Genomic DNA, 26,607 nt, shown 5'->3' with positions numbered 1-26,607 from the left:
AATAGGATTTCCAAAATAAAAACGTTGAATATTCCTTCAGAATTGTGTATAATTATTAATGCTTTTTAGGTTAGTTCGTTATGGCTCTTTCGAAGTTTCTTGACGCACGAAATGATTGCGCCTTCAAGAGAATATTTGGTACTGAGAGGAACAAAGATATTCTCATTCATTTCTTGAACGATATTTTAGGCTTTACTGGCTTAACTGCTATTCACGATGTTGAATTCTTAGCTACCATTTTAGATCCTGAGATTGCCGCTAAAAAGCAGAGTATTGTTGATGTTCTTTGTAAGGACTCTCAAGGCTCCAGGTATATAATAGAAATGGTGCGACCTGAAAGCCTTCGGTCATATTGTTTAAAAGGAGAGGAATTCATTCAGAAAGAAACTGAAAGGATTCTAAAGCTTATTGAACCAGATGTTTTGCCATCTGAGTCTACGCATCAGTGCGAATTGGGTAACCAGTTGGTGCCGAGCGACGCGGACAATGAACCTCCTCTTGATAAAGAAGATGCTCAATCGTGAGAGAAAGCATAAACTACAAGCATCATGTGGTTGGAGGGCTAGGCTTAGTGGTATGGTGAACGTAAGTGAAGCTTCATAAGTATCGTAACGATTAAAGAGCTAAAGATGCTGATAAGCTCCGACCAAAAGGTAATGTGGATGAGTTACATTTTTCATTTCTGGATGTACGCAAATAATAATTCCACCGGTATAGAGAAGTCACCTAACCCACTATTGTATGACAAAAGGAACAGGATAAGCCTGTATTTTCGCCTATATGGCAGGCAACCCGCAAGGAATGCTGATGGATGTGCAGGTAAAGGATAATGGAGAAAGCGAATGCCATTTTGTAACGAAATGGATAGAATTTGTAACATTAATTCGCGTGAAAACGAGCAGACTTCCATTTGGTCCCTCATGACAAGAAACTTTGTTAACCACTTAAGGTAGGAAAGCAGATGATTACAAGTACAACTGTAAGTGCACCTACCAATAACTCCGAAGCATGGAACCAGTTACCCTGGAAGAAATGCCAAAAAGTTGTTATGAGGCTACAGAGGCGTATTGTTAAGGCTGTCCAACAAGGCAGATGGGGTATAAGGTGAAAACTTTACAACACCTTCTCACACGCTCTTTTAGCGGCAAAGCTTTGGCGGTTAAGAGAGTAACTGAAAACCAAGGAAAAAACACAGCAGGTGTAGATCGTCAAATATGGTCAACTTGCAACACAAAATTTCAAGGAATAAAGCTATTAAAACAAAGAGGATACAAACCTTCTCCGCTAAAACGGATATACATCAGTAAGTCTAATGGCAAAAGAAGACCTCTTGGAATCCCTACGATAAAAGATAGAGCCATGCAAGCATTATACTTGTTTGCTTTGGAACCGATAGCTGAAACGATCAGTGATCGTCACTCTTATGGTTTTAGACCAAAAAGATCCTGCGCAGACGCTACTGTGGCTTGTCACTTGTTACTGGCAAGCCGTAACCAACTACAATGGATACTCGAAGGTGATATTAAAGGGTGTTTTGATAACATTAACCATGAATGGCTCATGAAGCATATTCCTATGGAGAAGAAAATTCTTCATAGCTGGTTAAAAGCTGGCTTCCTAGAATCAAAAACTCTGTATTCCACAACTGCAGGTACCCCACAAGGTAGTATCATCTCTCCAATACTAGCAAATCTAGCCCTAAATGGACTTGAAAAATCATTGGAAAGTCAATTTGGTAAACTTGGCAGTAAAAGAAGAAGCAAAATCAGAAGTGGAGTAAATGTAATCAGGTACGCAGATGACTTTATCATTTCAGGAATCACACGTGAAGTACTGGAAAATGAAGTAAAACCTCTAGTATCGTCCTTTCTTCAGGAGAGAGGTCTTATCCTTTCCGAAGAGAAAACAAAAATTACATCTATTACAACAGGGTTTGACTTTCTTGGTTGTAATGTACGCAGGTATAATAAGAAGTTAATTATAAAACCTTCAAAAGAAAGTATTAAGAAACTTCTTAATAAAGCACGTACATTGATAAAGGCAAACATAGCGAACACTCAGGCCGTACTAATCAAGTTGCTCAATTCCCTATTAAGGGGATGGGGAAATTACTACAGCCATGTGTGTGCGAAAAGAGCTTTTAACAAAATAGACCATGAAATTATGTGTGCTCTATGGAAATGGGCAAAGAAAAGACATCCTCGTAAAGGATTACGTTGGATAAAGAATCGTTACTTCAAGGTAATGAAACAACGCCAATGGGTCTTTGCTGCACCCATATGCAAGAACAAACCGAAAGAGATAAGGTATTTAAGACTGCTTAGGTTGATTGATATACCTATCAGACGACATGTTAAAATCAGGGCGGATGCAAATCCACTTGACTTAAAATGGAAAAAGTATTTTGATGAAAGAGTGAAACAAACAAAAATGTTAGCAAGCTCTTTCTCAAGAGAAGGTTCTCTACTGTTGGTGTCACCATTAAGAATGATGTTTTCTGAGGAATCATGAAGGACAAGCCGGTTCGAGAAAAGAAGGACTTAGATAAGGGGCTCAAGCGTAGTGTGGGGAAACCTGCATGCTGCGTTTCTAAGGGAGGGAGTAGTAGCAATACTACTTCCTTACCTAACCAGTTCACTAAGACCAAAGGTTTCGAAAAGCGTGCTCAATATTATGCTGCTAAAGCCTACTCAAGTCAAGCTGATCAAGGGGATGATTATCATAACCTCAAGGAAATTATCTTCATAGCTGTTGCTGATTGTATTATTTTTCCAGATAAGGCTGAGTACAAATCAAATCATACTATTCGGGATGAGAATACTAATGAGCATGACTTAAAGGACTTCTATTTCATATTCATTGAATTACCAAAATTTACAAAGACGAAAGAAGATCAACTAGAAAATATAGTAGAAAAATGGTGTTATTTTTTTCGATATGCAGCAGAAACAAGGGAAGAGGACCTAGATAAAATAGTTGGCAGTGACGTAATAATAAAACGAGCTTATGAAGAGATGAATAAGTTTAATTGGTCAGAAGAAGAATTACTAGCATATGAGCAAAGGAAAAAGCGTATAATGGATGAGATTGCTGCTTTTGCTGAAAAATTTGATGAAGGTGTTAGAGTAGGTCATGAAAAAGGTAGACAAGAAGGCATCTACCGTCTTAAACATCAAGATAAAAATTATTGTTTTTTATCATAGCATTTAAACAAATGATGATTTTTCTCATTACAGCAACTAAAGCGACTTTAGCGGCTTTGCCAGAGTCAACTAAACGCTGGTAAAATACTTTCATTTTTTTATTATGACGCATTGCAACCACAGCAGACATGTATAATGCTTTTCGAGCATAAAATCTGCCACCTATGACTTGGGCCTTGCTCACTTTCCTTCCGCTTTCACTAGTTTTTGGTGCAACTCCAACTAGACAAGCTATTTCCTTATTATCTAACCTACCAAGTTCAGGTACCTCTATGAGTAGGATACTTGCGGTTTTCCGTCCAACACCTTTATAGCTAGTTAGCAGTTTGCTTTTTTCCTTCAAATCAGGATCAGAGTTTATTATATCTTCTATGTCTTGCCTAATTTGCTCTAATTGTTTTTTTGCAAATTCTATCTGTTTTTCTATATATTCCCTGGCTTTTCCTGTAACCTTATGCAAACGACACTTATTTGCATGAACTTCATCGTTTAGATTGCGCTCAACTGCTCTTAGCTCTTTTAGTTCTTCTTGCTTTTGTGAAACTATGTATTCTATTACTTCGTCATTTTTTGTGATAAATTCAGCATATTTTTCTAGTAATTTTGCATCTAATTTATCTGTTTTTGCAAAGTGGTTGCAGGCTTTTGCAAATGCATATACCCGATTTGGGTGAGCTCTGTGAACAGCTATGTTATGTTCTTGTAACAATTTTATTACAAGTTTCTCATAACCTCCTGTGGATTCTACTACACATAACTTAACAAATACGTTAGCCATTTTCGACTTTATAAACTCAGATATAGCTCTCTCTGCATTTTCTATACGCTGATGTTTATTGTTGATTGAGATATCAAGTGTTTCTTTTGAAACATCAATACCCACAAAAACTGTTCTAGCCATTTTTGTACCTATAAATATAATCAAATAATAATGTAAATGCTGTACAGAATTGTGATTCGATCTTTTAGATCCTCCTACCGTTCGTACTCCATTTTTTAAAGCTAGGAGTGTACTGAGATGCCTACGATTTCTATCAATCAATCCAATTGACAGTATCACTCCTTGCTCATTATAGTCTTGCGACTTTGATTTAATATACAATCCAAATCGGCCATGAAAAAGGCAGAAAAGCAGAGAAAATTGAGGTCGCAAAGAATCTACTAAAAGCAGGTGTTTCTATTGATATTATAGCTCAAACTACTGGTCTTACAGTTAACGAAGTCAAAGACTTAATCTGATTTTATCTTTTGACACCTAGATGAACATCTTTGTACTAGATGAAAACCCAGTAATTGCAGCACGAATGTTATGCGATAAGCACATAGTGAAAATGCCATTAGAAACTGCTCAATTACTTAGTAGTGTTTTTTCAATCGCATTAAAAGCGCCAAATCCTTTTGTCAGTATCACAAACCAAAATATAGAAGTTCCATATAAACTTACTCACAAAAACCATCCTTGCTCTTTATGGGCTAGACAGTCGAAAGGGAGTTTTTGTTGGTTGATAGAGTACGGAAGAGAATTATGTAAAGAGTACACCTGGCGATACAAAAGAACGCATAAATCCGAAGAAATAGTAGATTGGTGTGATAGTAATAAGGATTTACTCATTTTTCAATCAACCGATATACAAGCTTTTGTACAAGCATTGCCAGACCGGTATAAATGTAGTAGTCCCATAACAGCCTATAGAAAGTACTACCTACATGAAAAGATGAGATTTGCTAAGTGGGAAAAGGGCAGAGAAGCACCGGATTGGATAATAGGGAATCATTGCACTACGGTTATCAGCCAATAAACACAGAAGTCATCCTCATCGGACATGAAAAAAGCAGGGAAGAGGGCGAAAAACAGGCTAAAATTGCTGTGGCTAAAAATTCACTCAAGGCGGGTGTTTCTATTGATGTTATTGCTGAAATAACAGGGTTTTCTGTTGATTATATTGAGAAAATTCAAGAAAAGAAGTTTTAGCCATAACGTTTTTTTATTAAACCCTCTATTCTAGTAATTTTAATATTGCAATCCATTCTAATGTCTGTACAATGCCTTTTTTATATAAATACTTAATAGGAGGGGTTAATGCCAACACAGAAAGAGCTTCGGGCTACGATGTCCAAAAAATTACAGGAAGCTATTAAACATCCAGATCCAACAGTTGCTGCTGGGAGGAAGTCAGCTATCAAGAGATGGGTGGGAGTCCTTCAAGATAACTTTATGGAGCACATAAAATACTTTAAAGATGATAAGCTGAGGTTTTTGCATGAAGTGTTCCAAGATGAAGACTGCTGGTCAGGTATAAGATTAAATAATGCTGCTTTAGGTCAAAGGTTTACTGAAGAGAAAATAGGTGGGGTAGATAATCCACTTTCAGAATATGATATAGCTTGTAGGTATTGCGTAGTAGATAAAATTCACCATCTCTTTCAAGAGCAGTTTGAATCTTACAAAGGTAGTTTTTCCTCGAATGCAGTTGATGGTTATGGTAATCCTGTAACTGACATATACATAAGAAACTCATTGTTGAACGGTATGAAAAGGGAAGATCCTGTATTAAGTTTCTGGATTGATAGAGAATCTGGGGAATTAAAGCAGTATGATGCAGTAGAAGGTTTTGACAGTGCTGTAAAACTTAAGTGGAGTGAAGGAGTAGAGTATTTTTATAATCATTTAAAAGAAGAAGATAAGGAAAAGAAACTTACGGAAGCTATTATTGCTCTGTCCCGCGTTCAATCTGTTGAGAAAGATGCTCCTATTTTAGATTTTTGCGTAAGGAATATAGCTGATAAAGATACTCTTTTACAGAAATTGCTGCAGAAAGATAAGGGAGTATATTCCCTTCTTGCTGAATTAATAGAGTCATGTTTTTTTGATACGGTTCATGATTTGGTACAGTGCTGGTGTTATAAAGGCGTTTCAGCAGGAGGAGACTGTTCGGACAAAATATTCTCACAGCGAGACTATAAGCTTCTTCTTTCCTCACTTTCAGATGTGATGTTGAAAAATCCTGAGTCAAGTGCTCAAGCTAGGTCTGTTATTATGAAAATTTGGGAGTGTGACAGCTTGGATGAATACAAAAAGACTGCTATTATTGATACTTCGAATGGTAGAATTCCTATAAAGGGTGTACTTGCAGAATTGATAGTTAACTGGAAACGAGAAGACATTTATAAGTCTGATGAGGAAAAAGAAGTAGAGAAAAAAGAAATACTAGATATGATGTTATTTGCTAAAAATAGCTTTCCTGAGAGATTTGAGTTCTTTAAGGAAAAGATAATAAAAAACCTTAGATTGTGTGGTAGAGAAGGAATGGCAGAAAGTATAAACTACGATGATTTGGCGAAAGAATTGTTTTCTGAGTTAGAGAAAACAACTTTACCTCCTGGAGGTGATGGCCCTAGGTATGATTTACGGACGCAATCTCAAGCTCATGGTAGTAAGAAAACATCTTTGCCACTTGATGGTTCTGGTGATGGTCCGCAGTCCAAGTTTGAAGCTCCTAGTATGAGTGGTGTCTCTAGCCGTAGAAAATAGAAGGGTATCTTATATGAATAATGGTGATGGACTTATTAGGAGTTTAGTGGATGGAGATCTTGAAGGCTTCAGACAAAGGTTTGAATCTTTTTTAGATCAATGTCCATCTTTCTTGTATCATGTAAGTGCAGGTCGTTTCCTTCCTGTATTCTTTTTTAGTATATTTGCTGCTGCACATGATGCTAATATCTTAAATGCAAATGAGAGGGTCTATTTTCGTTTTGATAACCATGGTGTTAATCCACGTAATGGTGAAAATCGAGATACGGGAAACCTAAAAGTTGCTGTTTATCGTGACGGACAGCAAGTTGTCAGATGCTACAGTATTTCTGATCGTCCTAATAGTGATGGGTTAAGGTTCAGTACAAGGGAAAGAAATGCTCTAGTGCGAGAGATTAGAGGGCAAAATCCAAATTTAAGGGAAGAAGACCTAAATTTTGAGCAATACAAAGTATGCATGCATGGAAAGGGCAAGAGTCAGGGAGAAGCAATTGCAACAGTATTCGAGGTGATTCGTGAAAAAGATCTTAGAGGTAGAGATAAATTTGGCAAATATTCAGCATCTGAAATTAATCTTATTAGACAGCTCTTAGAAGATCACAGATTAACAATTAAGGAAATAGAAAGGAGACAACTCAATCGAAATCAGTGTGAACAGCTTGATAGGTTGATCAATTTTGCACGAGTCGAACCTAGTCAACAAAGAATTGGCGATTTTATAGAAATGCTAGCAAGCAACCAAAGACAAGATGTAAGAGATTCTCTCCGAGAAGATATTTTAGAATATATAACTGATACCTATAATAATTATAGAGCGCAGATAGAAAATAATATTGAAAATCGCAGTCAAAAGTTTGAGAGTCACGGGTTTTTATTAGGTTTCTTAGCAAATTTTAGTCATCACTACGCAATAGGCATTGACCTTGACTTATCTCCTAGAAACTCACATGTTGCATTTCTTGTACGTCACCAAGCAGAAAGAGAAAATGTTCCTATTGTTATTAATCTTGCTACAAGGGCACCGTCCAATATCGCATTAAACCGCGCCAGAAGTCACGCTGAAAGATTGCATGTTTTTTCATTTATACCTATCCATACTGAATCAAGAAATACTGTCTGTGTTGGATTAAATTTTAATTTAAATCGAATTCCTTTTAGGGTTGATACAGTAGAACTTCAACAGGATAGATTTCCTTTAGTACAAAGATTATTTGAGTGTTTGGAGAATGAAGGAATTAGAGAAAATATTAGAGATTTCTTGCTTCAACATCTTCCTAATGAAATACCAAGGAATGCAGAGAATTATAACAGAATATTTGATTGTATAACTGGTTTTGCTTTTGGGAGTAGTGCTTTTGATAATGGGTATATACCAATACAAAGGAATGGAAAAAGAAGTAGGTTGCAGGCAACAAAACACATATTCAGATATGATGATCCAGATTTAAGAAGATGTTTAACTATGGTCTTTCATGTTCAAGGTTTGCCTATAGTCATACTTGACGCTAGAGCTTACAATGTGCAACAACAAGGGGCAATCAATTTAGAAAATCTTAATGTTGGTAGAAATAATCCTAACGTTTATAGAGTATCATGTATACTTAACAATCAAGATAATCAAGTGCACTTAAATACCCGTGTAGATAATCTTGGTTTATATCGCGGTTATCAAAATGCAAATAATTTTCTTGCTGGTGATCTTATACAAGTGCCTAATGCTGAAAATGTACATAGTATTTCAGAAAGGGTTATGAATGATGGCTGGCAAAATAGAGATCAGCATAGAGTATTACTGATGGCTATTTCTAGAGTATTAATGCCAGAGAATATGAACGGTGATGCAATAATAGATGTAGATAGCAATGACAAGTTTAGGTCTATGTTACATGGTGTATTTTATGCTAGTGACGATCCTGATAAAGTGCTTGCTATGTATAAAATTGGTCAAACATATAGTTTGAAAAGGGGGCAGGAAGAAGAAGGAGAAAGGGTAATACTCACAAGAATTACAGAACAGACATTAGACCTTTTATTATTAAGGCAACCTACAGAAAATGATCCAGATACTCATCCAATTGGATATATATTAAGATTTGCTGGTAATGCAGAAGAAATAATACAAAAGGAGAATAACGCAAAAGATCGAATAAAAGAACTTATGAACAAGCAAAGAGGATATTTGCTTATTACTTCTGGAAATGAGGTGGTTTTATTTCCTCTTATATTTAATGCAGGTGCAGAGAGAGTAGAAGGTCTTATATCTATTCCAGAAGGAATAGGAAGAGAAGAGTATGTACATAGACTTGATCGTGGTGGTCGTGACTCAAGACCAGGAGTATTAGTGGGACCTGAAAGTGTTATTGATGAAAATCCACCAGAGGGTCTATTATCAGATCAGACTCGTGAAAATTTCAGGCGCTTTTACACGGAAAGAAAACCAGGACAGAACTCGATTTTTTTGCTTGATATAGATGATAATCTGCACGTTCCATTTAGTTACTTGCAAGGTACTAGAGCACAGGTAATAGAAACATTAAAGTCAAGAATAAGGGGAGGTGATAATTCCATTCCTACAGCACAAGAGATAAGAAGACAAATAAGAGATATTCTTGGAAATCAAGGGATAGAAGTAAATGATCTACTTACACTAGAATTTGCGACGAGAAATGGACATTATGATTACTGGCTTCAACAAATTGATATAGCTCACGCTGGAAGATTGCGATATCAGCTTCGTACTGAAGGTAATCACACTTTTGAAGTAGCTAATTTGGCAAGGAATGACGGTAACGAGCACATTGTTAGAGTATTAAATCAATTTAGGGAAAATGAAGAACAACAGCGTTTAACTTTAATAATTACTTTAAATAATACTCATTGGGTTACACTAGTGATTGAACGTCAAAATGGGAACTATGTTGGGTACTATGCTGATTCAACTGCTACTGCTGTTCCAGGTGGTATTACCGATATCATTCAAAATAACTTAGGAAATAATATCAGGATTAATAATGTTTCTGTTCGTCAGCAAACAGATGGTTGGAATTGTGGTTTATGGGCATTAGAAAATGCTAGTGATATTAATCGAGTTCTAAACGAAAATCATATTGGGCAAGTGCAGAATATCATAAATATAATACGCGATTTTCTTGGAAGAGGCCTCCCAAACAGAGATAGAAATTACTTTCAGAACATAAGAGTGGGCATTTCACAATTATTCAGGAATGATCCGGGATTTCAAGATGTGCAATTGCAAGCATACATTCAAAATAGAGAACAAATTGATCCATTGCTACGTACTTATCTAGAATTAGGATATCACAGAGTAGGAGGAGGGTATGGATTAGTAGAAGCACCTATATCGCTTGGTGTTAGTGATTCCAGTAATTTTGGTGACCTGCCACAGTCGAGCTTAGAAAGTCCTGAAGCTAGTCGTGTTTCTGACCTTAGCAAAGGTAAAGGCGGTAGGTAGAGGTAATCGGTAGATGAAAGGAGTGTAACAAAAACCTTATGTGTAATAGTTCAGACTTGATCTGACAGGCGTGAATTAACTGACAGAAGAATTGACAAAGTCAAAACCAAAATCAGCATCCTGTTTAATGCTATCAATATTTTTCTGATAAGCAATATGCATACTATCAAAAAAGGTTTGCATAGGTGTCTTACCATAGCAATATTTACCTGAATGCGGTCGAGATCTATTGTAAGAATGCACCCAATGGTCTACATCTAGCTGAAGCTCTGCCAAAGAGGTGTAAATTTTCTTTCTGAAGATAATATTGTAGCATTCATCTTGCATAGTTCTGTGGAACCTTTCACAGATGCCATTAGTTTGTGGAGAACGAGCTTTGGTTCGAGAATGATCAATATTTTCTACCCCCAAATACAGCTGGTAAGCGTGATTTTCAGGTCTGCCACAGTACTCTGTACCACGATCCGTCAAAATGCGTAGCAATGATACTTTCTGTTCATCAAAAAACGGTATCACCCTATCATTGAGAAGGTCTGCAGCTGTAATAGCAGTCCTTTCTGTATAAAGCTTAGCAAAAGCAACTCTAGAGTAGGTATCAACAAAGGTTTGTTGGTAAATTCGTCCAATACCTTTGATATTACCCACATAATAGCTATCTTGGCTACCCAAGTATCCTGGATGTTCTGTTTCAATTTCTCCATGGGCCTCTTTTTCTTCCTTAGCCTTCTCTAGAGCTGTTATCTGCTCTTCTGTTAAGATAATGCCATCTTGAGCTACTTTTGCTTCTAATGCCTTTAACCTCTTTTTGAAATTCTCAAGATCGTTTCTTTGCCACACTGATCTTATTCCACTTGCAGAGATGAGAATTCCTCTCTTTTTCAGTTCGTTTGCTGCTCTTTCTTGTCCATACGCTGGAAATTCTATTGCTATTTCAATTACTGCTTTTTCTATATCCTCCGATACCCTATTTGCATATAATGGCTTGCTTTTGCTTATCTCGTGTAAAGCCTCTTCTCCTCCTTTTTCATACAGTTCTTTGAAGCGGTAAAATGTATCCCTTGAATATCCCATTACCTTACACGCCTGTGATACATTTCCTAATTGCTTTGCAAGTTCTAGCAATCCCAACTTTGGTTTTAGTATTTTTTCTTGTGTTGTACTCATATCTGACACTCCTTTAAAATTTATTCATATTTTTATCTTACTTTGTTCGCCTGTCAGATCAAGTCTGAACTATTACACATTATATAACAGCAAACAACCTATCTTTAAGAACTTAAAGCATTTTCATATAAACCCAAAAGGAATAGCAATAATACGTATTTATGGAGTTTTGACAAAAAAAACAGAAGCTTTTGATCATATTTTAGATATGACTTCGTATGAAAATATTCATGAAGAGATAGAGAGTGCTTTAGGAGATAAAAGCATAGAGACGATTCTACTTGACATAGATAGTCCAGGAGGGGAAGTAAACGGTGTCTTTGACCTAGCTGATTTTATTTATGAATCAAGAACAAAAAAGAGAATTATTGCAATAGCAAATGATGATGCATATTCTGCTGCATATGCTATAGCTTCTAGCGCTGAGAAGGTATTTGTGAGCAGAACTTCTGGTGTTGGCAGTATTGGAGTAATAGCAAGTCATATCGATCAAAGTAGGTTTGATGAAAAGCAAGGTATTAAGTACACCACAATCTTTGCTGGTAGTCGAAAGAATGATTTAAACCCACATGAGCCAATGACGTCTGAAAGTCTGGGAAGCTTACAAAAAGAAGTAGACCGACTATATGAAATGTTTGTGCAGCTGATAGCAAGGAACAGAGGTCTTTCAATTGAAAAGATTCGATCAACAGAGGCAGGGCTATATTTTGGGGAGAAAGCAATAGAAATAGGTCTTGCAGATGGAGTTACAACATTTTTTGAATTTATCAACAATCATAAAAGTAGGAGTGTTAGTATGACAACTATTGAGGAAAGCTACGAGAACTGTCGTAGAGAAATTTTAGAGATAATAAGATTATGTAATGTATCAAAGATGCCAGAAAAGATAGGAGAATTTATTGAGCAAAGCGTAAGTGTTGAGCAAGCCAGGGAAGTTTTAATGGAACTGCTAGCAGAGCGAACGAAGAAGACAGAAATACTGAGTGCAATACCACAGAATTCAGGAGAAGATTTAATGATACAGGTAGCAAGAAGTCGTAGGAGTTAAAGTATTTTTATAACCGCCGTATATAGCATTGATAAAAGCGGCGGTAAGTAGTTAAGGAGAGAAATTTATGAGTTGTATAATCGAACAAAATAATCTAGGTGACTTATTAAAGTATGAGGCATCAAGTCTATATTCAAGAGACCAAATAACGGTAGCTAAAGGTCAAAATATCAAACTTGGTGCAGTAGTTGCCAAAAAGACGGACGATGGTTTTATTAGGGTACTTAATCCAGCTGGAACAGATGGCACACAAATAGCGATAGGTGTGATAACAAGCGATGTAAATAACAAAGATGGAGATACTAAAGCAATAATAATTACTCGTATTGCCCTTCTTGCGGATCATGCAGTTGTATGGCCAGCAAATATCACTGAAGAACAGAAAGCTGAAGCAATAAAGCAACTTGAAGGACGAGGAATCATTATCCGTAAAGCGGCCTAAAGCTATATTAAACAATAAAAAACACAAAGGGGGAAAAGAAAAAATGCAAAATCCATTTACAAATCCAGCATTTAGTATGACGGCACTAACAAATGCGATGAATATATTGCCGATAAATTATGGACGAGTTGAAAATCTAAATTTGTTTCCAAGTAGGTCAGTAAGATTTAGACATATTACCATAGAAGAACACAACGGAGTATTAAGTTTATTACCAACGCAAGTACCAGGGGCGCCAGCAACAGTAGGAAAAAGAGGAAAAAGAAAGGTAAGAACATTTACGATTCCACATATTCCGCATGATGATGTAGTGTTACCAGAGGAAGTACAGGGAATAAGGGCATTTGGATCAGAAAGTGAACTTAAAGCGCTAGCAGACGTAATAACTGACCATTTACAGCTAATGAGAAACAAACATGCAATAACATTAGAGCATTTGCGAATGGGAGCGCTGAAGGGAATAATTTTAGATGCTGATGGGTCAGAATTATTAAATCTGTACAACGAATTTGAAATAACACCAAAAGTAGTAAATTTTGCCCTTGGAACAGCAACAACAGATGTCAAGCGTAAGTGTCTGGAAGTACTCCGGCATATAGAAGATAATCTAAGTGGTGAATATATGACCGGAATTCATGCCTTGGTAAGCCCTGAGTTTTTTGATGCATTAACTTCGCATAGTAAAGTGAAAGAAGCATATGAAAGATGGCAAGAAGGAGCAGCGCTAAGGAATGATATGAGATCAGGATTTACGTTTTGTGGAATCACGTTTGAGGAATATAGAGGGCAAGCAACTGATCCTGAAGGAACCGTAAGAAGGTTTATAGAAAGGGATACAGGACACTGTTTTCCAGTAGGAACAGCGAGCACATTTACAACATATTTTGCACCAGCAGATTTTAATGAAACAGTAAATACACTAGGACAGCCACTCTATGCAAAACAAGAGCCAAGAAGATTTGATAGAGGGACTGATTTGCATACGCAGTCAAACCCTCTGCCAATGTGCCACCGTCCAGCGATACTAGTCAAGATCGTTGCAACATAGGTAGAGCAAATATAAAGCGGTGTGAGGCAGAAGAATGCTTTACCTCTTCTTAGCATATAAATGTTAGTATATAGCGGAGAAACGTGCAAGAGAATATTAAGAGATTATTTAAAGATTGTTTTGCCCATTTAGGAGAAGTGGCTTTATATAAATCAAAGGATAAGTCATATATGGTACAGGTATTAAAGCAACAGCCAGATAAATTATACGAGATTGGTGAAGGACAATTTGTGGGAGAGATGCTTTTTCTTGAGGTAAGCATTTTTGATATACTGAGGCCAATTGTAGGAGATATTTTTGTTATAGGTGATTGCAAATACAAAATACACACACCACCACTTAGAGATAAATCTGGAATGGTCTGGCGAATCGAAGCGTATGGGGTGTAAAATGTCTGTTCATATAGAAGTTGAGGTAATAGAAAGTGTAAATGCTAAAAGAAAAAAAATAGAATTAGCAATAGTGAGAGCGTTAAACAGAACAGCACTATGGCTAAAATTGAAGACAGCAAAAGAAATTAGTGAGGAAAAGAAGATAAAATTAAGTTTGATAAGAAAGAGATTAAGAATTTTTAAGGCGAAAACTAGCAGATTAGAAGTGTTAATTAGAGCAAATCTCTATGACATTAGAGCATCGACAATTGGCAAGATACAAAAAACAAGAAGAGGATCGAAAGTAGGAAAGCATGAGTTTATAGGAGGATTTGCAGCAGTTATGCCAAAAGGAAATAGCGGTATGTTTAAACGTGAAGGAAGGGCAGCATTGCCAATAAAGGAAGTTAAGTTGCCACTGAAACCTGAGGCTTCAAGGATAATAGGGAATCTTGTTAATTATGAGGTTGAGAAAGTCTTTACAAAATTTTTTGAACGTCAATTGAGCTATAAAGGATGAATTTGAAAGATTTACATGATAAAATTTGTACCACGCTGAAGAAAGAAATTTCTGCGATACAAACATGCGAAGTATATCCAGCAATAAGGAAAGAATTAGTAGCACCGGCAGTATTTGTGGAACTTAGTGGCTTTGAAAAAGGACATGATCCAGGAACAGAAGAATTAGCGCTGAAAGCAAGATTTGAGGCACGAATTGTGATTGATAGCACAATAGAAAATGCCGCTATTATTGTCAGATCTTTAGCTAGCGAAGTTGCAAAAGTAGTAAATAAAAATACTTGGAATGTGGAAAATGTTTCGCCAGGAGAATTTATATCAGGAGGAGGAGATGATTTTAGGCCAGAGCTTGATGCATATTTAGTGTGGTTAGTAGAGTGGACTCATGAAGTGCATGCGGGTAAATCAGTATGGTCAACTGGCATAATGCCACATGTTATTGATATAGGTGAAGTGCATGTTAGACCATAGTTTTGCAATTTCAGAGCTAAATAGAAAAGTAGCGAATATCATTCGTATAGGAGTTGTAAAAGAAATAGATTATGAAAAAGCAAAAGTAAGAGTAAAAATAGGTGAACTTTTAACAGATTTTCTTCCATGGATAACTTCTAGAGCAGGAGAGGAAAGAAGCTGGCTACCACCAAGCATAAATGAACAGGTAGTAATATTGTCACCATTGGGAGAGTTATCATTAGGAGTAGTACTAGCTGGAATATATCAACAGAAGTATGCTGCACCAGAGAATAAAAAGGAAATAAATAGTGTAAAATTTCAGGATGGGACAAAGTTTACATATGATAAAGGGAAGCATCATTTAGAGATTGAAGTAGTGGACAAAATAACACTGAAGGCTGGGGAATCGAGTATAGAAATGACAAAAGATAGTATTAAATTAAAAGCAAGAAGAGTAGATTTAAATTGATATATATGAGTAAAGCAGTTGTTTGCATAGGAGATCATTGTACAGGTATGCCGATTCATGTCTGTGTGAGCGGGAGTGAAGATGTATTTGTTAATGGTAGACCTGCTTGTCGTAAGGGTGATATCTTGAGTATTGGGGAAACACTAACGCAAGGATCAAACAACGTATTTGTAAATGGTATTGGTGTAGCGAGAACAGGTGATGTGGCATCCTGTAGTTTTCAAATAGTAAGTAAAAATCAAAGTGTGTTTTCAAAATAAAAAAATTAAAATAGTCGAAAAATAAAAGGAATGGACGCTAAAACAGGTAAAGAATTAGAGGGAATAGAACATCTGAAACAATCAATAATTGATATATTAACTACTCCTATTAACAGTAGAATAATGAGGAGAGATTATGGCTCAAGATTATTTGAATTGGTGGATAAGCCAATAAATAGAGATTTAACACTTGAGATATATGCAGCAACTGCAGAAGCTTTGGAAAAATGGGAAAAGAGATTTAAGTTAGAAAAAGTAAAAGTTGAAGGAGTAAAAGAAGGGAGAGTAACATTGAATTTAGAAGGTGTCTATCTTTCAGAAGGTAAGTTCATAAATATTAATGGAGTAGTTGTTTAAAAATGCAGCAGCCAAATATTATCGAACCACTGAACTTTGAGGAAATCTTTTCGAGAATGAAGGAAGAGTTAGTGCGTAGAGATGAAAGTTTTACAGCATTAGTTGAAAGTGATCCAGCGATAAAGATTCTGGAGGTAGCAGCATGGAGAGAACTTTTGCTTAGAGAAAGAATAAATGAAGCAGTAAAGAGTAATTTACTTAAATTTGCGACAGGAGAAGATCTTGATAATTTGGCTGAGTTTTATGGAGTAGAGAGGCAGAAAGAAGAAGATGACGAACGATTTAGAAAAAGAATCAAAGCAAAAATAAAGGGGTGGTCAACAGGAGGAAGCAAAGAATATTATCGTTATCATGCACTTTCGGCAGATAGAAGAGTAAAGGATGCGCTAGTAGAATCACCTATACCAGGGAAAGTACAGATCTCGATTTTATCAACACAATTATCCACAACTGGCATGGCGTTAGAAGAGCTACTTGAAATTGTAAAAAAGCAGGTTACTAGAGATGATATAAGAGTTTTAACCGATACAGTAACAGTAATTGGCTGCAATATTATGGAAATAGATATCCACAGCAGAATCAGCACGAATTATATAACATCAGAGGAAGAAATCAAGAAGCAGTTTATTAAGAAGTTTGAAGCAAGTAAAAGGTTGGGATGGAACGTTACAAAATCTTGGATAATAGCGAATTTATTTGTAGATGGTGTAGAAAACGTGGAATTAATCGAGCCAAAAGAGGATGTTGTGGTGCTAGGTAATGAGTGTGCAAGTTTGAGAAATTTAAAGGTTGAGTAATGTTACTGCCACCAAATGCAAACAAACAAGAAAAAGCGCTAGTAGAAGCAATCGACTACAAAGTTAATCCAAGTTGCATCAAGGAATTTAAATTTAGTCTTAAAGATGAAATACTGCAGTGGATAATAGAAGAATATGGTTTAGAAGAGATACTGCGTTGGGTAAAAAATAAAAGAAGAGCTATAGTAGAAGGAGTAAAATTTCAGCGTTTAAGAGGAACCCCAGCATCACTCAAAATAGCGCTCAAATGGGCAAATATAGAAGATATTACAATTATTGAAGAGCCACCCGGTAAACACTTTTTTGAGTTGCAGGTAGGGATAAGAGACGTACCAAATGATTTCTTTGTTGATGCAGTAGTAGAATTAGCAAAACTATCACTACCTGCAAGATCGAGACTAATGAGGATTTTTAACGATTATTATAATGCGCAGAGATTTATATTGGATGAGAGTTTATTTGGAGATCTTCTTTCTGACTATTCGGGGGTAAAAATAGAAAAAGATGGCCCAGTGTTATCATTTGGAAGAGTAAATTTTTTCATGTCTCATGGTCCAGTTATTAGGATTGTAGAAAACTATCTACGCGATCATTATGAACGAGCTTTAAGCAATGATATATATCGGTTGGATGTAGCAATCCTTGGAGAAACCGAACCTCACACAAAGAATTATAACGGTATTTATGAAAGAAATCATGTGTGGTATAACTTCAAAGCGCTATATCCGCTACCACAGAGCTTATTACCGGCAATTAAGTTTGCGAAAGCGCAAGTTATATTATCGGATAGTTGGGATTTAGGAGACATAAATGCGTGCTTTCCAGTTAGTAGAGTAGAAGAAAGAGGAAATAAATTTGTATTGGGAAGTAGCAAACTATCTGAAGAACTGTGGAATTTAAAATACAAGCCAATTTTAGAAAGATTTTTTGCCGTTCACCACTATCAAGTAAAGAATTTCTCTACCCCCAAAATAATAAGATTTAGCGTAGCAGAACACTACATTCATTTTGAAAACGAATTGGATTCAAAGCAAAAGGATGCAATACAGGAGTTAGAAAATTACATTTTAGTGTTTTACCCAGGTGTACTAACATGGCACGAACATCGACATTTGAACAGAAGTTGGAAAAATAGCCAAGTAATATCTATAATAAGTTAAGTACTTATATTTATATCCTCATATATTATATTAATAATAGGTTAAAGTGTATGAAATAAACAGAAAAAGACTTGCTTTTTCATGCCAAAACGCACATAACTTAAATAGTAGCAAGTAAACAAAAAAAATTGATCTTGCACTAAAGAGAGCGAAATTGGCGTATGTTTTTATAGTGAGGTATGTAATGAGGTTTAGCAAGGAAAAGAGAGAAGCTTTTAATAAGTCATTTTATGAATTATTAGAGAACTCGTTTAAGAATATTAATGAAAAAGATGAAAAAGGGGAAACAGTATTGCACCATGCAGTAGAAATCTCCGATTGCAAAACAGTGAAGTTATTAATAACAAAAGGAGCGGACATCAATGCAAGAGATAAAAAGGGTTATACATCACTGCACTGCGCAGTATTTGCGAGAAGTTTAGAAAATGTAAAAGTGCTGATCAGGGGAGGAGGAGAAATAAATGCCACTAAATATATCAACGGATGTACGCCACTGCACTCTGCATGTAGGCTAGGGGCAGGAATTGCAATAATAAAAGAGCTAGTAAAAGCGGGAGCTGCAGTTAATCAACTGGATAAATATGGTGCAACACCAATGTATTATATATGGGAGAGTGAAAGGTATGGCCTATGGGATAATGGAGAGAATGAAAAGGCGAGGAAATTTCTGGGAAAGCAAGGTGGAATAACAAAAAGTAGAAAACTGACGTGCTATGGAATAGAGGGTCTAGTGGGAGAAATAGCAGATATGTTGGATAGGAGCTATTTACCTGAGTTAAAAATAATAGAGATAGAAGAAATAAGAAAGAGAGATAAGGGGCTAATAAGGGAAGAGTGTAAAAATTTAGCGAGCAAGATAATGAGCCAAGTGAATGAAATGATAGATGAGGTGGTGAGAAGGAAGGCTTAGGGGTTTAAATTTAAAGAAAAGGTGAGGTAAATTATGAGTAAAAAAGAGAAAGAGAAGTCAGCAAAAGAATTATTAGAGAACTCATGTAAAAATATTTATGAAAGAGACGAGAATGGAAGAACAGCTCTACATTATGCAGTAGAGGTAAAAACAGTGGAGTTATTAGTCGAAAAAGGAGCGAATGTGAATGCAGCAGATGTGAAAGGATACACAGCACTGCACCTAGCGGTAACGGAGAAACGTCTAGAAATCGTGAGGGAATTGATAAAATCAGGAGCAGACGTAAATGCTGAGGAATATGGAAATAAATGCATACCTCTACACCTTGCGTGCATGGTAGGTGAAAAAGAAATAGTGGAGGAGCTGGTAAAAGCTGGAGGAGAAATAGAACAAGAGGATGAATGTGGGATGACAGCAATAGATTATGCAAAAAATAGTAAAGAAGTAACTGAAGTATTGAAGAAAGAAACGGACAGAATTGAAAAGTTATTTGAACAAATAGAACCTTCTATGAGAGGCTGAAAATATGGAGGAAGAAACAGAAAAGAAAGTAATGAATTTAGAGAGAAAACCTTTGGATGAGCTGAGAAAAATATGGAAGAAGGTATATGGAGAAGAAGCGCCTAGATACTCAAAGAAATATCTGATACCAAGATTAGCTTATAGAATGCAGGAAAAAGCGTATGGAGAAATGTCAAGAAAGGGAACAAAAAGACTAGAGTATCTGGCAGATCGGATAGAGAAGGGAAAAAGAATAAGTAGCGATAAATTACCAGTAGAAGGTACAGAATTAATACTAGAGAGAGGTGAGGAAACGCATGCGGTAATGGTAACAGATAAGGGTTTAATCTACAGAGAAGAATTTTACACATCATTATCAGCAGTAGCCGGAAAAATAATGGGAATGAGCTACAACGGACCTTTATTATTTGGGATGCGTGATAAAAATGAAAGTTGAAGAGAATAAAATGCTAAAAGAGGTAAGGTGTGCGATATATACAAGAAAATCAAATGAAGATGGTCTCGAGCAGAAGTTTAATAGCCTTGATGCCCAGCGAGTAGCATGTGAAAAGTACATAAAGAGCAGAGAAGGCTGGGTAATATTGGCCAAAAGGTACGATGATGGAGGATATTCAGGGAAAAATTTAGAAAGACCAGCAATAAAGGAATTATTTGAAGATGTTAAAGGAGGAGAGATAGACTGTGTAGTAGTATATACACTAGATAGGTTATCAAGAGAAACAAAAGATAGTATAGAAGTAACGTCATTTTTTAGAAGGCATCGAGTAAATTTTGTAGCAGTAACACAGATATTTGACAATAATACGCCAATGGGAAAGTTTGTACAAACGGTATTGTCAGGAGCAGCACAACTAGAAAGAGAGATGATAGTTGAGAGAGTAAAAAATAAAATAGCAACATCAAAAGAGCAAGGTTTATGGATGGGTGGAACTTTACCTCTTGGATATGATGTAAAAGATAAAGAATTAATAATAAATAAAAAAGAAGCGAAAATAGTAAAACATATATTTGAGAGTTATATGGAGCTAAAATCAATGGCAGAATTGGCAAGAGAGTTAAATAGAGAGGGATACCGAACAAAGAAGTTTGAAGCAAAATCGGGAAAAGTACAAGGAGGAGAGATATTTAAGAAAGCGACGGTGAGAAGAATAATAACAAATCCAATATATGTGGGAAAGATAAGACATTATGAGAAAGAGTATGAGGGAAAGCATGAGGCAATAATAGAAAAAGAAAAATGGCAAAAAGCGCAGGAATTGATAAAGAATCAACCATATAGAAAAGTAAAATATGAGGAAGCATTGCTTAGGGGAATAATTAAGTGCAAGAGCTGCAGTGTAAATATGACGCTGACATACTCAAAAAAAGAAAATAAAAGGTACCGATATTATATATGTAATAACCATTTAAGAGGAAAGAATTGTGAATCAGTAAATCGAACAATAGTAGCCGGAGAAGTAGAAAAGGAAATAATGAAGAGAACAGAAGGTTTATATGAAAATTGGGAAAAAGGAGCAAGAAAAGAAAAATGGGAAAATTTAAGTTTTGGAAAACAGAAGGAAGTAGTGAAAAAGTTAATAAAAACAGTATTGGTGAAAGAAGATGGAATAGAAGTGCATTCTGAATCAGAGGAAAAATTTATACCAATAAAGAAGAAAGGAAATAAATGCACAGTAGTAGAACCAGAAGGAAAAACAAATAATGCGTTACTCAAAGCAGTGGTGAGAGCCCATCTGTGGAAACGTCAGCTAGAGGAAGGAAAATATGCAAGTCTGAAAGAGCTGAGCGTTAAAATTAATATAGGTACAAGACGTATACAGCAAATTTTGAGGTTGAATTATTTAGCACCAAAAATTAAAGAAGACATAGTAAATGGAAGACAGCCAAGAAGTTTAAAGCTAGCTGATTTGAGGGAAATGCCGGTACTGTGGAGTGAACAAATGAAGAGATTTTATGGTTTTAATTGCACCGTTTAACAAAAGGAAATGAATAGTCTTGACGTGAACCAGTGTTACAAAAACTGACATTAAATTATATGAGGATATTAGTATGAATAGTAAAGATTTTTAATTTATATATGAAACCAGAGCAAACTATTGAGCAAGAGTCAAACTCACATAACAACCCCTTTTCTGCTGAAATAGAACCATGTTTTTATAGTAAAGGAAATCCTATATACGAAAAACATCAAATCAACCAATTGTAACTGGTATCAGCGTTATTGGTAAGCTGTGTTGCACTTTATGTTTTGAACATTTCCATTCATTTTGCAGTGGCAGCAGATGTGGGAATGACGTGTATGGGTTTTGCGCTGTATAACCAAGCTCGAGAAAGTGGAAGACATAGACCTGTATGTTATTACACAATCTCCTTCAAACCGAGGACAAAATGTTATGCTCAAAGCTTCAGGTAAATGGTAAACTTTTCTAGAACAATCTCTAAATTATTAACTCAATACTTATTTACCTACTATTCTTTTATTTAATAATTTTAGCTACCTTATGAACATACTAATATTCCTTTCGAAGCTTCCATCTTTTGCAGTTGGTCTAAACTATCAATTGACCTCATAAGAGTAGAAGGAACACCTGATTCTTTCACTACAAAATCTGATTGTTTAATAGTTTCAGCTAACTCTATAAGTATTCCGCAGTTTCTTTCAAAACCTCCACCTTTTACAGCTTGTAAAACACTTTTTCCCCCTAAAAGACAGCTTTCCCCTAGACTTGATTGATCTTTTAACTTGTCAAACTTCTCCTTGCTCTTTTCATCAAGCTCTACCTTTATTCTATTACTACCTTCATCCCTAGGACCTAGATAAATACTAATCTTTCCTACCTCAGTAGAAAAAGACATCTCGATGCTACCTCCTAAGACATCTGTGTAGTTCCTTTTTCCTCCTACACTTTCAACTCTTACTATACTTTCTCCAATCTGCAAAATGCCACTTTCTATATTGAAATTTTCATTCACCTTACTATTTATAACCTTCACAACTTCAACAATACTGTTTTGTGGCCACCTAAAAAAAGCAAGATTGTTATCCACTTCTACTGTTAGATCATCATCTTGAGCTTGTTCATTCTTGTTTACTAAACCTTCATATGCTATACTTTTTAGTTCTTTCTTAATTTTTTCGCATTCTGCAAAAATAGGCTCATCATTTCCGTACATAATTTCATCTATCATTCTATGATCGTAAAAATCAGAGTTTATTTTCGCACCTGCTAATAATAGCTTACTGACAATACTGAATAAAGGTTTTTCACTCTCCTCCCACTCATCTATTGCCTCTTCCCCGTTTTCTTTATACCGTGATCTAGTAGTAGGAGTTATACGAATAACACTATTAGCAATATCAATTATTTTGCTGAATACAAAATTTGACACAGTGCATTCATATTGATCACAGCATAAATTTAGTCTTATTTTCCTTTTCAAATACTCATCTATTAAATGTTCTATCTTTTCTAGAGTGACCTCTGCAGAATTTTCGTATCTATTTTCATGAAACTTTTTCATTATATTTTCCATCTTTTCACGAAACTCATTAATCAAAACTTTTTCGCTCTCAGTCAACAGATTTGTTAAATTCATTAAAATTGAGTTCTCTGGAACAAAAGAACTTTCAACAACAGTATTTTTGTCTTCAATAACGGACTCATTCCAGTCATCATCACTTTGTTCTTGACTTAACAATGATGCATTGCCTTCAATGGTTTGCCGACCAAAACGTTCCGTATGCTGTTCTTCATTAGCTAACCCACCATTTGCATAAACCTGCTCATTCTTTGAAATACATTCTAACACCATACTCCCTTAATCTATGAATACATTATCTACAACAATTAGCACAAATGAAAGCTAATGCAAGTATAATTTTTCTAATACCAATTTCCGTTAGTTATAAAACACATGAAAAAGAGCTGTTTTTGCCTATAATTGAGAAGTTAAACAAATTTATCATTTGTGTTCCCAATAACGAATGTTGATATTAGCCGCATGATGCATACGCTACTTTTAAATTTGATCAAACTTAATTAAAAAAGCAATGATTTTCAATAATTTACCTAAAATCTAATTCACAGTTGGGATGAGAACAGTGTTACAGAAACTGACACTTGATTATATACTAAAGCAAAATCACTCCAGATGCAAAAGTGGTTAGCTGCATAATTTACCTAGCAATTCCTCTCCTAGAATCAGAAACTCTTCTTGAATCTTCATCTTACGTTTTACCCATGAACCCTTCTGCTTATTGGATTCGCTTATTACTTCAGGACGCATTAATCCACCAGATCTAGGAAAAACTCCTCGGTCTATAGCTTCAATAAACGATAAACCTCACAATAAGCAATTTTGTCCTATTTCTTCACAATCTTCTATTCCTTTATTGTAACTTTCTATTTCCTTCAGTAGAAGTGCACCTTCTTTACTCACTTCTACTTTTATCGAATTTTTATTTTCTTCATGAGGGCATAATCTAACTTTTAATTCTCCCAAACTAGTATAGAAAGTTAATATTACATCGCTGCCTTCTGTAAGAACCTGTTTAAAATCCCAAAGAGATGAGCTAAAGTAGGAACAGGTAAATAATGAGGTATATAAATGAGTCAAAGGTATCCAAGCGACATAAGTCGAGAGCAATTTGAAAAAATCAAACCAATTTTAGAAAGTAGGAAAAAGAAAACGAGACCAAGATTAATTGATATATACGAAGTATTTTGTGGACGTGCTAAAAAGTGGTTGTCAGTGGAGAATGTTACCAAAAGAGTTTCCAAGGTGGGAAAACATATATTACTATTTTCAAATGTGGAATAAAAAAAATGGAGAAGAACCAAGTTTGCTGGAATTGGTCTTAAAAAAAATTAGTTGGAGAGGTCCGACAAAACAGTGGTCGGAAAGAGAAAACCAGTTTCTGCATAATTGATGCTCAAAGTGTAAAAAACACAGATACTGCTGAAAAAAAGGGCTATGATGCAGGCAAAAAGATTTCAGGCATAAAACGTCATATAGCAGTTGATATTCAAGGGTTACCACATGCAATTTATGTGACAACGGCAGAAACAACCGATCGTAGCAGTGCTGTGAGAATGGTTGAGAATGCAAGAGAAAACCTCTCTGAAGTTCAAAATATACTAGTTGATGCAGGCTATACAGGAGAAAATTTTGCAAGACAAATAAAAGCCATTATTGGTGCAACTGTTGAAGTAATAAAGCGAAGTGAATTACACTCTTTTGCTGTATTACCAAAAAGATGGGTTGTTGAGAGATCTTTTGCTTGGTTAGAAAAATGTAGACGGTTATGGAAAAATTGCGAGCGAAAACTTAACACTAGCCTACAAATGGTTGTTCTTTCCTTCATCTCTCTTCTATTGAGGAGATTTTAAACAGGTTCTAAGAACAGAAGAAGGAAAGTTATATTTGTTTGTTGCAATAGATAGAACATCCAAATTCACCTATGTTGAGCTGCATAAAAGTGCTACAAAACTCATAGCTACTGAGTTTTTACGTAATTTGATTAAAATTTTACCATATAAAATCCACACTATTTTGACAGATAACGGTATACAGTTTACCAATCAGAAGCACCTTAAGAACGCTTTTCAACACATATTCGATAGTGTTTGTGAAGAAAATAATATTGAGCATCGTCTAACAAAAGTTAGCCATCCTTGGACAAATGGACAAGTTGAGCGTATGTATTAGTTCTCTCTTTTGCGTTTGAAGCTGTAGCTGTAGATGGAACTGGAGCTAGACTGGACACAACAGCAGACGTAATATGTAAAATAATGGAGTACGCTCGCAAACTAGGTGGACCGATGATCACGATAGTGATAATAGGTGCGGCTTTGCTTGCAATATTCGGCAGAATGCCGTGGCCTGCGCTTTTTGCATTGGGTACGTTTACTGCTGTGTTTTTCGGCGCTCCTACAGTTGTAAGTGCAATAAAACCGGATGCAATATCATGTAAGTAGAGCCTTCTGCTAGTCCTGCAAACGAAAGATGCTGCAAGTCTCAAAAGTTTTAGGTAAGTGGTACTTCTTGTATCATTTACTTAAATCTAATCAGAGTAAAGTAGGACAAAATAAAAATTATCGGAAGCGTGATGAAAAAAGACCTGCTGCGAAATTGTATGTACTAATTTCAGGATGAATGAAAGACCTGCCGCAAAACAAAAATGGAGTATTTTTTTTAAGAGAGAGGTAAAAGAAGCCAAAATACGCCTTGAAAAAGCGATACAAGCTGGAGAGGAAGTGCAGGCAAGAGTAAAAGCTATTAGTTTATTGTATGATGAAGCAGAAGATTTATTCAATATATCTAGGAAGATCAGATGTAATCAGGCTGCGGAAGAATCTTTAGAGCAACAATATACTTTTCTAGTTTTAAATACAGACTATAAAGAAAAAATTAAGGGTATTTGCAATGAATACAGAAGCCTCAAAGAAGAGTTAAAGAGTAAGCAATCTATTGGTAAGGAAGAATTTGATAAGTTGTCGAAGTTAAATGATGAATTTAATAGATTAAACAAAAACTTTATTAAGCGTGAACAAAAAGAAAATGAATCTGCAAAAGATGACTTAAAATTTGATGATGTGGCTATCAACGAATTGAGGTCTCATGTAATTGCAGAAATAAAACAGGCAAGAGCTGCTGCTGAGGAGGAAAGAAAAATATTAAAAGAGGAACAGAAAGTAGCCGAGAAGATAATGATGCAATTACAAATGTCAGATTTAGCACAAACACCAAGCCCTGCATTTAACAACGTAACTAATGAACCAGTTGCAGGTCCTTCTTGGCAGATATGAGAGATTTAAAATTTTTGAAAGGCTTGAACTAATATAGAAAAGATTTTATAAAAACATCAGCCTATTAGTGC

Annotated in this window: 29 protein-coding genes and 5 pseudogenes; 30 read left to right on the top strand and 4 right to left on the bottom strand. The window is 35.7% G+C overall.

What is annotated here, in order from left to right:
* Positions 1-80: 80 nt before the first annotated feature.
* The 5 genes and pseudogenes from ABWU73_RS05050 to ABWU73_RS05030 all read left to right on the top strand — a co-directional run.
* Positions 81-326, top strand: a pseudogene (locus ABWU73_RS05050) (PD-(D/E)XK nuclease family transposase); the annotation flags it as partial.
* 454 nt (positions 327-780) lie between these two features.
* Entirely contained in the window at positions 781-924 is a 144-nt protein-coding gene (locus ABWU73_RS05045; RefSeq protein ID WP_173862902.1) for a hypothetical protein, read from the top strand.
* A 37-nt stretch (positions 925-961) separates the two neighbouring features.
* Positions 962-1,108 carry a reverse transcriptase N-terminal domain-containing protein gene (locus ABWU73_RS05040; protein WP_353285463.1) on the top strand — a complete coding sequence of 49 codons (147 nt, stop codon included), beginning with the start codon at positions 962-964 and terminating at the stop codon, positions 1,106-1,108.
* Positions 1,105-2,511: a group II intron reverse transcriptase/maturase gene (gene ltrA / locus ABWU73_RS05035; protein WP_353285462.1), complete on the top strand. Its 1,407-nt coding sequence runs from the start codon at positions 1,105-1,107 to the stop codon at positions 2,509-2,511. The genes ABWU73_RS05040 and ltrA overlap by 4 nt, the downstream gene beginning before the upstream one ends.
* A complete protein-coding gene (locus ABWU73_RS05030; RefSeq protein WP_341810165.1) occupies positions 2,508-3,203 on the top strand; it encodes an Rpn family recombination-promoting nuclease/putative transposase in 696 nt (231 codons plus the stop codon). Before ltrA ends, ABWU73_RS05030 begins: the two co-directional genes overlap by 4 nt.
* On the opposite strand, the gene ABWU73_RS05025 is transcribed toward ABWU73_RS05030, so the two are convergent.
* Positions 3,166-4,104 carry an IS110 family transposase gene (locus ABWU73_RS05025; protein WP_353285461.1) on the bottom strand — a complete coding sequence of 313 codons (939 nt, stop codon included), beginning with the start codon at positions 4,102-4,104 and terminating at the stop codon, positions 3,166-3,168. The genes ABWU73_RS05030 and ABWU73_RS05025 overlap by 38 nt on opposite strands.
* A 200-nt stretch (positions 4,105-4,304) precedes the next feature.
* On the opposite strand from ABWU73_RS05025, the pseudogene ABWU73_RS05020 reads away from it, so the two are divergent.
* From ABWU73_RS05020 to ABWU73_RS05000, 5 genes and pseudogenes are all read left to right on the top strand, one after another.
* Positions 4,305-4,442: pseudogene (locus ABWU73_RS05020) on the top strand (transposase); the annotation flags it as partial.
* Between the two features lie 20 nt (positions 4,443-4,462).
* On the top strand, positions 4,463-5,002 hold the full coding sequence (locus ABWU73_RS05015) for a pyrimidine dimer DNA glycosylase/endonuclease V (RefSeq protein ID WP_341810167.1): 540 nt from the start codon (positions 4,463-4,465) through the stop codon (positions 5,000-5,002).
* On the top strand, positions 4,978-5,175 hold the full coding sequence (locus tag ABWU73_RS05010; protein ID WP_341810312.1) for a hypothetical protein: 198 nt from the start codon (positions 4,978-4,980) through the stop codon (positions 5,173-5,175). Before ABWU73_RS05015 ends, ABWU73_RS05010 begins: the two co-directional genes overlap by 25 nt.
* A gap of 108 nt (positions 5,176-5,283) precedes the next feature.
* Positions 5,284-6,735 carry a cytoplasmic incompatibility factor CifA gene (locus tag ABWU73_RS05005; RefSeq protein WP_341810168.1) on the top strand — a complete coding sequence of 484 codons (1,452 nt, stop codon included), beginning with the start codon at positions 5,284-5,286 and terminating at the stop codon, positions 6,733-6,735.
* 13 nt (positions 6,736-6,748) lie between these two features.
* Positions 6,749-10,207, top strand: coding sequence for a cytoplasmic incompatibility factor CifB (locus ABWU73_RS05000; protein WP_341810169.1), 3,459 nt, complete (start codon positions 6,749-6,751; stop codon positions 10,205-10,207).
* Between the two features lie 75 nt (positions 10,208-10,282).
* Here ABWU73_RS05000 and ABWU73_RS04995 read toward each other — a convergent pair whose 3' ends face one another.
* Positions 10,283-11,371, bottom strand: a complete 1,089-nt coding sequence (locus tag ABWU73_RS04995) for an IS481 family transposase (protein WP_264329420.1) — start codon at positions 11,369-11,371, stop codon at positions 10,283-10,285.
* Positions 11,372-11,405: 34 nt separating this feature from the next.
* Here ABWU73_RS04995 and ABWU73_RS04990 point away from each other — a divergent pair, with 34 nt between their 5' ends.
* The 16 genes from ABWU73_RS04990 (at position 11,406) to ABWU73_RS04915 (ending at position 21,933) form a co-directional block, all read left to right on the top strand.
* Entirely contained in the window at positions 11,406-12,419 is a 1,014-nt protein-coding gene (locus ABWU73_RS04990) for a S49 family peptidase (RefSeq protein WP_341810308.1), read from the top strand.
* Positions 12,420-12,486: 67 nt separating this feature from the next.
* Positions 12,487-12,861 carry a head decoration protein gene (locus tag ABWU73_RS04985; protein WP_264328533.1) on the top strand — a complete coding sequence of 125 codons (375 nt, stop codon included), beginning with the start codon at positions 12,487-12,489 and terminating at the stop codon, positions 12,859-12,861.
* Between the two features lie 43 nt (positions 12,862-12,904).
* The gene (locus ABWU73_RS04980; RefSeq protein ID WP_264328557.1) at positions 12,905-13,909 is read left to right on the top strand and encodes a major capsid protein; all 1,005 of its coding nucleotides are present in this window, start codon (positions 12,905-12,907) and stop codon (positions 13,907-13,909) included.
* An 83-nt stretch (positions 13,910-13,992) separates the two neighbouring features.
* Positions 13,993-14,298 (top strand): hypothetical protein, encoded by a 306-nt coding sequence (locus tag ABWU73_RS04975; protein ID WP_052265018.1) that lies wholly within the window; start codon positions 13,993-13,995, stop codon positions 14,296-14,298.
* Position 14,299: 1 nt separating this feature from the next.
* Positions 14,300-14,800 (top strand): phage tail protein, encoded by a 501-nt coding sequence (locus ABWU73_RS04970; protein ID WP_341810157.1) that lies wholly within the window; start codon positions 14,300-14,302, stop codon positions 14,798-14,800.
* Positions 14,797-15,270, top strand: a complete 474-nt coding sequence (locus ABWU73_RS04965) for a hypothetical protein (RefSeq protein ID WP_264328537.1) — start codon at positions 14,797-14,799, stop codon at positions 15,268-15,270. Before ABWU73_RS04970 ends, ABWU73_RS04965 begins: the two co-directional genes overlap by 4 nt.
* Positions 15,257-15,721, top strand: coding sequence for a phage baseplate assembly protein V (locus ABWU73_RS04960; RefSeq protein ID WP_264328538.1), 465 nt, complete (start codon positions 15,257-15,259; stop codon positions 15,719-15,721). The genes ABWU73_RS04965 and ABWU73_RS04960 overlap by 14 nt, the downstream gene beginning before the upstream one ends.
* Positions 15,722-15,726: 5 nt before the next feature.
* On the top strand, positions 15,727-15,981 hold the full coding sequence (locus ABWU73_RS04955) for a PAAR domain-containing protein (protein WP_065095513.1): 255 nt from the start codon (positions 15,727-15,729) through the stop codon (positions 15,979-15,981).
* A gap of 21 nt (positions 15,982-16,002) precedes the next feature.
* The gene (locus ABWU73_RS04950) at positions 16,003-16,338 is read left to right on the top strand and encodes a GPW/gp25 family protein (protein ID WP_065095512.1); all 336 of its coding nucleotides are present in this window, start codon (positions 16,003-16,005) and stop codon (positions 16,336-16,338) included.
* A gap of 2 nt (positions 16,339-16,340) precedes the next feature.
* The gene (locus ABWU73_RS04945) at positions 16,341-17,135 is read left to right on the top strand and encodes a baseplate J/gp47 family protein (RefSeq protein ID WP_065095511.1); all 795 of its coding nucleotides are present in this window, start codon (positions 16,341-16,343) and stop codon (positions 17,133-17,135) included.
* On the top strand, positions 17,135-18,295 hold the full coding sequence (locus ABWU73_RS04940; RefSeq protein WP_264329720.1) for a phage tail protein: 1,161 nt from the start codon (positions 17,135-17,137) through the stop codon (positions 18,293-18,295). The genes ABWU73_RS04945 and ABWU73_RS04940 overlap by 1 nt, the downstream gene beginning before the upstream one ends.
* A 184-nt stretch (positions 18,296-18,479) precedes the next feature.
* Positions 18,480-19,205, top strand: coding sequence for an ankyrin repeat domain-containing protein (locus tag ABWU73_RS04935; RefSeq protein WP_264329719.1), 726 nt, complete (start codon positions 18,480-18,482; stop codon positions 19,203-19,205).
* 33 nt (positions 19,206-19,238) lie between these two features.
* Positions 19,239-19,727 (top strand): ankyrin repeat domain-containing protein, encoded by a 489-nt coding sequence (locus ABWU73_RS04930; protein ID WP_341810156.1) that lies wholly within the window; start codon positions 19,239-19,241, stop codon positions 19,725-19,727.
* 4 nt (positions 19,728-19,731) lie between these two features.
* Positions 19,732-20,163 carry a DUF2924 domain-containing protein gene (locus ABWU73_RS04925; RefSeq protein WP_341810155.1) on the top strand — a complete coding sequence of 144 codons (432 nt, stop codon included), beginning with the start codon at positions 19,732-19,734 and terminating at the stop codon, positions 20,161-20,163.
* Positions 20,164-20,173: 10 nt separating this feature from the next.
* Complete coding sequence (locus tag ABWU73_RS04920; RefSeq protein WP_341813942.1) at positions 20,174-21,703, top strand: recombinase family protein; 1,530 nt, start codon at positions 20,174-20,176, stop codon at positions 21,701-21,703.
* 101 nt (positions 21,704-21,804) lie between these two features.
* Positions 21,805-21,933, top strand: a complete 129-nt coding sequence (locus ABWU73_RS04915; RefSeq protein ID WP_264328353.1) for a hypothetical protein — start codon at positions 21,805-21,807, stop codon at positions 21,931-21,933.
* 293 nt (positions 21,934-22,226) lie between these two features.
* On the opposite strand, the gene ABWU73_RS04910 is transcribed toward ABWU73_RS04915, so the two are convergent.
* Both ABWU73_RS04910 and ABWU73_RS04905 read right to left on the bottom strand, forming a co-directional pair.
* On the bottom strand, positions 22,227-23,540 hold the full coding sequence (locus ABWU73_RS04910; protein WP_341810154.1) for a hypothetical protein: 1,314 nt from the start codon (positions 23,538-23,540) through the stop codon (positions 22,227-22,229).
* Between the two features lie 531 nt (positions 23,541-24,071).
* Positions 24,072-24,344, bottom strand: coding sequence for a hypothetical protein (locus ABWU73_RS04905; RefSeq protein WP_065095500.1), 273 nt, complete (start codon positions 24,342-24,344; stop codon positions 24,072-24,074).
* On the opposite strand from ABWU73_RS04905, the pseudogene ABWU73_RS04900 reads away from it, so the two are divergent.
* The 4 genes and pseudogenes from ABWU73_RS04900 to ABWU73_RS04885 all read left to right on the top strand — a co-directional run bounded on the left by ABWU73_RS04900 (position 24,336) and on the right by ABWU73_RS04885 (position 26,536).
* Positions 24,336-25,117 (top strand): annotated as a pseudogene (locus ABWU73_RS04900) (IS5 family transposase). The gene ABWU73_RS04905 and the pseudogene ABWU73_RS04900 sit on opposite strands and share 9 nt — an antisense overlap.
* A 7-nt stretch (positions 25,118-25,124) precedes the next feature.
* Positions 25,125-25,430: pseudogene (locus tag ABWU73_RS04895) on the top strand (DDE-type integrase/transposase/recombinase); the annotation flags it as partial.
* Positions 25,431-25,432: 2 nt separating this feature from the next.
* Positions 25,433-25,705, top strand: a pseudogene (locus ABWU73_RS04890) (TrbC/VirB2 family protein); the annotation flags it as partial.
* Positions 25,706-25,879: 174 nt separating this feature from the next.
* Entirely contained in the window at positions 25,880-26,536 is a 657-nt protein-coding gene (locus tag ABWU73_RS04885) for a hypothetical protein (protein WP_264329542.1), read from the top strand.
* Positions 26,537-26,607 lie beyond the last annotated feature (71 nt).

Source organism: Wolbachia endosymbiont (group A) of Andrena helvola, from assembly GCF_964028415.1.
Lineage (GTDB): Bacteria > Pseudomonadota > Alphaproteobacteria > Rickettsiales > Anaplasmataceae > Wolbachia > Wolbachia pipientis.
Note: the sequence above shows the minus strand (reverse complement) of the source record. Positions and strands in the feature narration are given on the sequence as shown.

Bases quoted from the DNA above. Each gene is read 5' to 3' on its own strand.
- ABWU73_RS04985 (WP_264328533.1), top strand. From the start codon at position 12,487: ATGAGTTGTATAATCGAACAAAATAATCTAGGTGACTTATTAAAGTAT.
- ABWU73_RS04980 (WP_264328557.1), top strand. From the start codon at position 12,905: ATGCAAAATCCATTTACAAATCCAGCATTTAGTATGACGGCACTAACA.
- ABWU73_RS04925 (WP_341810155.1), top strand. From the start codon at position 19,732: ATGGAGGAAGAAACAGAAAAGAAAGTAATGAATTTAGAGAGAAAACCT.
- ABWU73_RS04915 (WP_264328353.1), top strand. From the start codon at position 21,805: ATGAAACCAGAGCAAACTATTGAGCAAGAGTCAAACTCACATAACAAC.
- ABWU73_RS04935 (WP_264329719.1), top strand. From the start codon at position 18,480: ATGAGGTTTAGCAAGGAAAAGAGAGAAGCTTTTAATAAGTCATTTTAT.
- ABWU73_RS04910 (WP_341810154.1), bottom strand. From the start codon at position 23,540: ATGGTGTTAGAATGTATTTCAAAGAATGAGCAGGTTTATGCAAATGGT.
- ABWU73_RS04970 (WP_341810157.1), top strand. From the start codon at position 14,300: ATGTCTGTTCATATAGAAGTTGAGGTAATAGAAAGTGTAAATGCTAAA.
- ABWU73_RS05040 (WP_353285463.1), top strand. From the start codon at position 962: ATGATTACAAGTACAACTGTAAGTGCACCTACCAATAACTCCGAAGCA.
- ABWU73_RS05025 (WP_353285461.1), bottom strand. From the start codon at position 4,104: ATGGCTAGAACAGTTTTTGTGGGTATTGATGTTTCAAAAGAAACACTT.
- ABWU73_RS05030 (WP_341810165.1), top strand. From the start codon at position 2,508: ATGAAGGACAAGCCGGTTCGAGAAAAGAAGGACTTAGATAAGGGGCTC.
- ABWU73_RS04965 (WP_264328537.1), top strand. From the start codon at position 14,797: ATGAATTTGAAAGATTTACATGATAAAATTTGTACCACGCTGAAGAAA.
- ABWU73_RS05015 (WP_341810167.1), top strand. From the start codon at position 4,463: ATGAACATCTTTGTACTAGATGAAAACCCAGTAATTGCAGCACGAATG.
- ABWU73_RS05000 (WP_341810169.1), top strand. From the start codon at position 6,749: ATGAATAATGGTGATGGACTTATTAGGAGTTTAGTGGATGGAGATCTT.
- ABWU73_RS05005 (WP_341810168.1), top strand. From the start codon at position 5,284: ATGCCAACACAGAAAGAGCTTCGGGCTACGATGTCCAAAAAATTACAG.
- ABWU73_RS04955 (WP_065095513.1), top strand. From the start codon at position 15,727: ATGAGTAAAGCAGTTGTTTGCATAGGAGATCATTGTACAGGTATGCCG.
- ABWU73_RS04945 (WP_065095511.1), top strand. From the start codon at position 16,341: ATGCAGCAGCCAAATATTATCGAACCACTGAACTTTGAGGAAATCTTT.
- ABWU73_RS04885 (WP_264329542.1), top strand. From the start codon at position 25,880: ATGAATGAAAGACCTGCCGCAAAACAAAAATGGAGTATTTTTTTTAAG.
- ABWU73_RS04995 (WP_264329420.1), bottom strand. From the start codon at position 11,371: ATGAGTACAACACAAGAAAAAATACTAAAACCAAAGTTGGGATTGCTA.
- ABWU73_RS04940 (WP_264329720.1), top strand. From the start codon at position 17,135: ATGTTACTGCCACCAAATGCAAACAAACAAGAAAAAGCGCTAGTAGAA.
- ABWU73_RS04960 (WP_264328538.1), top strand. From the start codon at position 15,257: ATGTTAGACCATAGTTTTGCAATTTCAGAGCTAAATAGAAAAGTAGCG.
- ABWU73_RS04920 (WP_341813942.1), top strand. From the start codon at position 20,174: ATGCTAAAAGAGGTAAGGTGTGCGATATATACAAGAAAATCAAATGAA.
- ABWU73_RS04930 (WP_341810156.1), top strand. From the start codon at position 19,239: ATGAGTAAAAAAGAGAAAGAGAAGTCAGCAAAAGAATTATTAGAGAAC.
- ABWU73_RS05045 (WP_173862902.1), top strand. From the start codon at position 781: ATGGCAGGCAACCCGCAAGGAATGCTGATGGATGTGCAGGTAAAGGAT.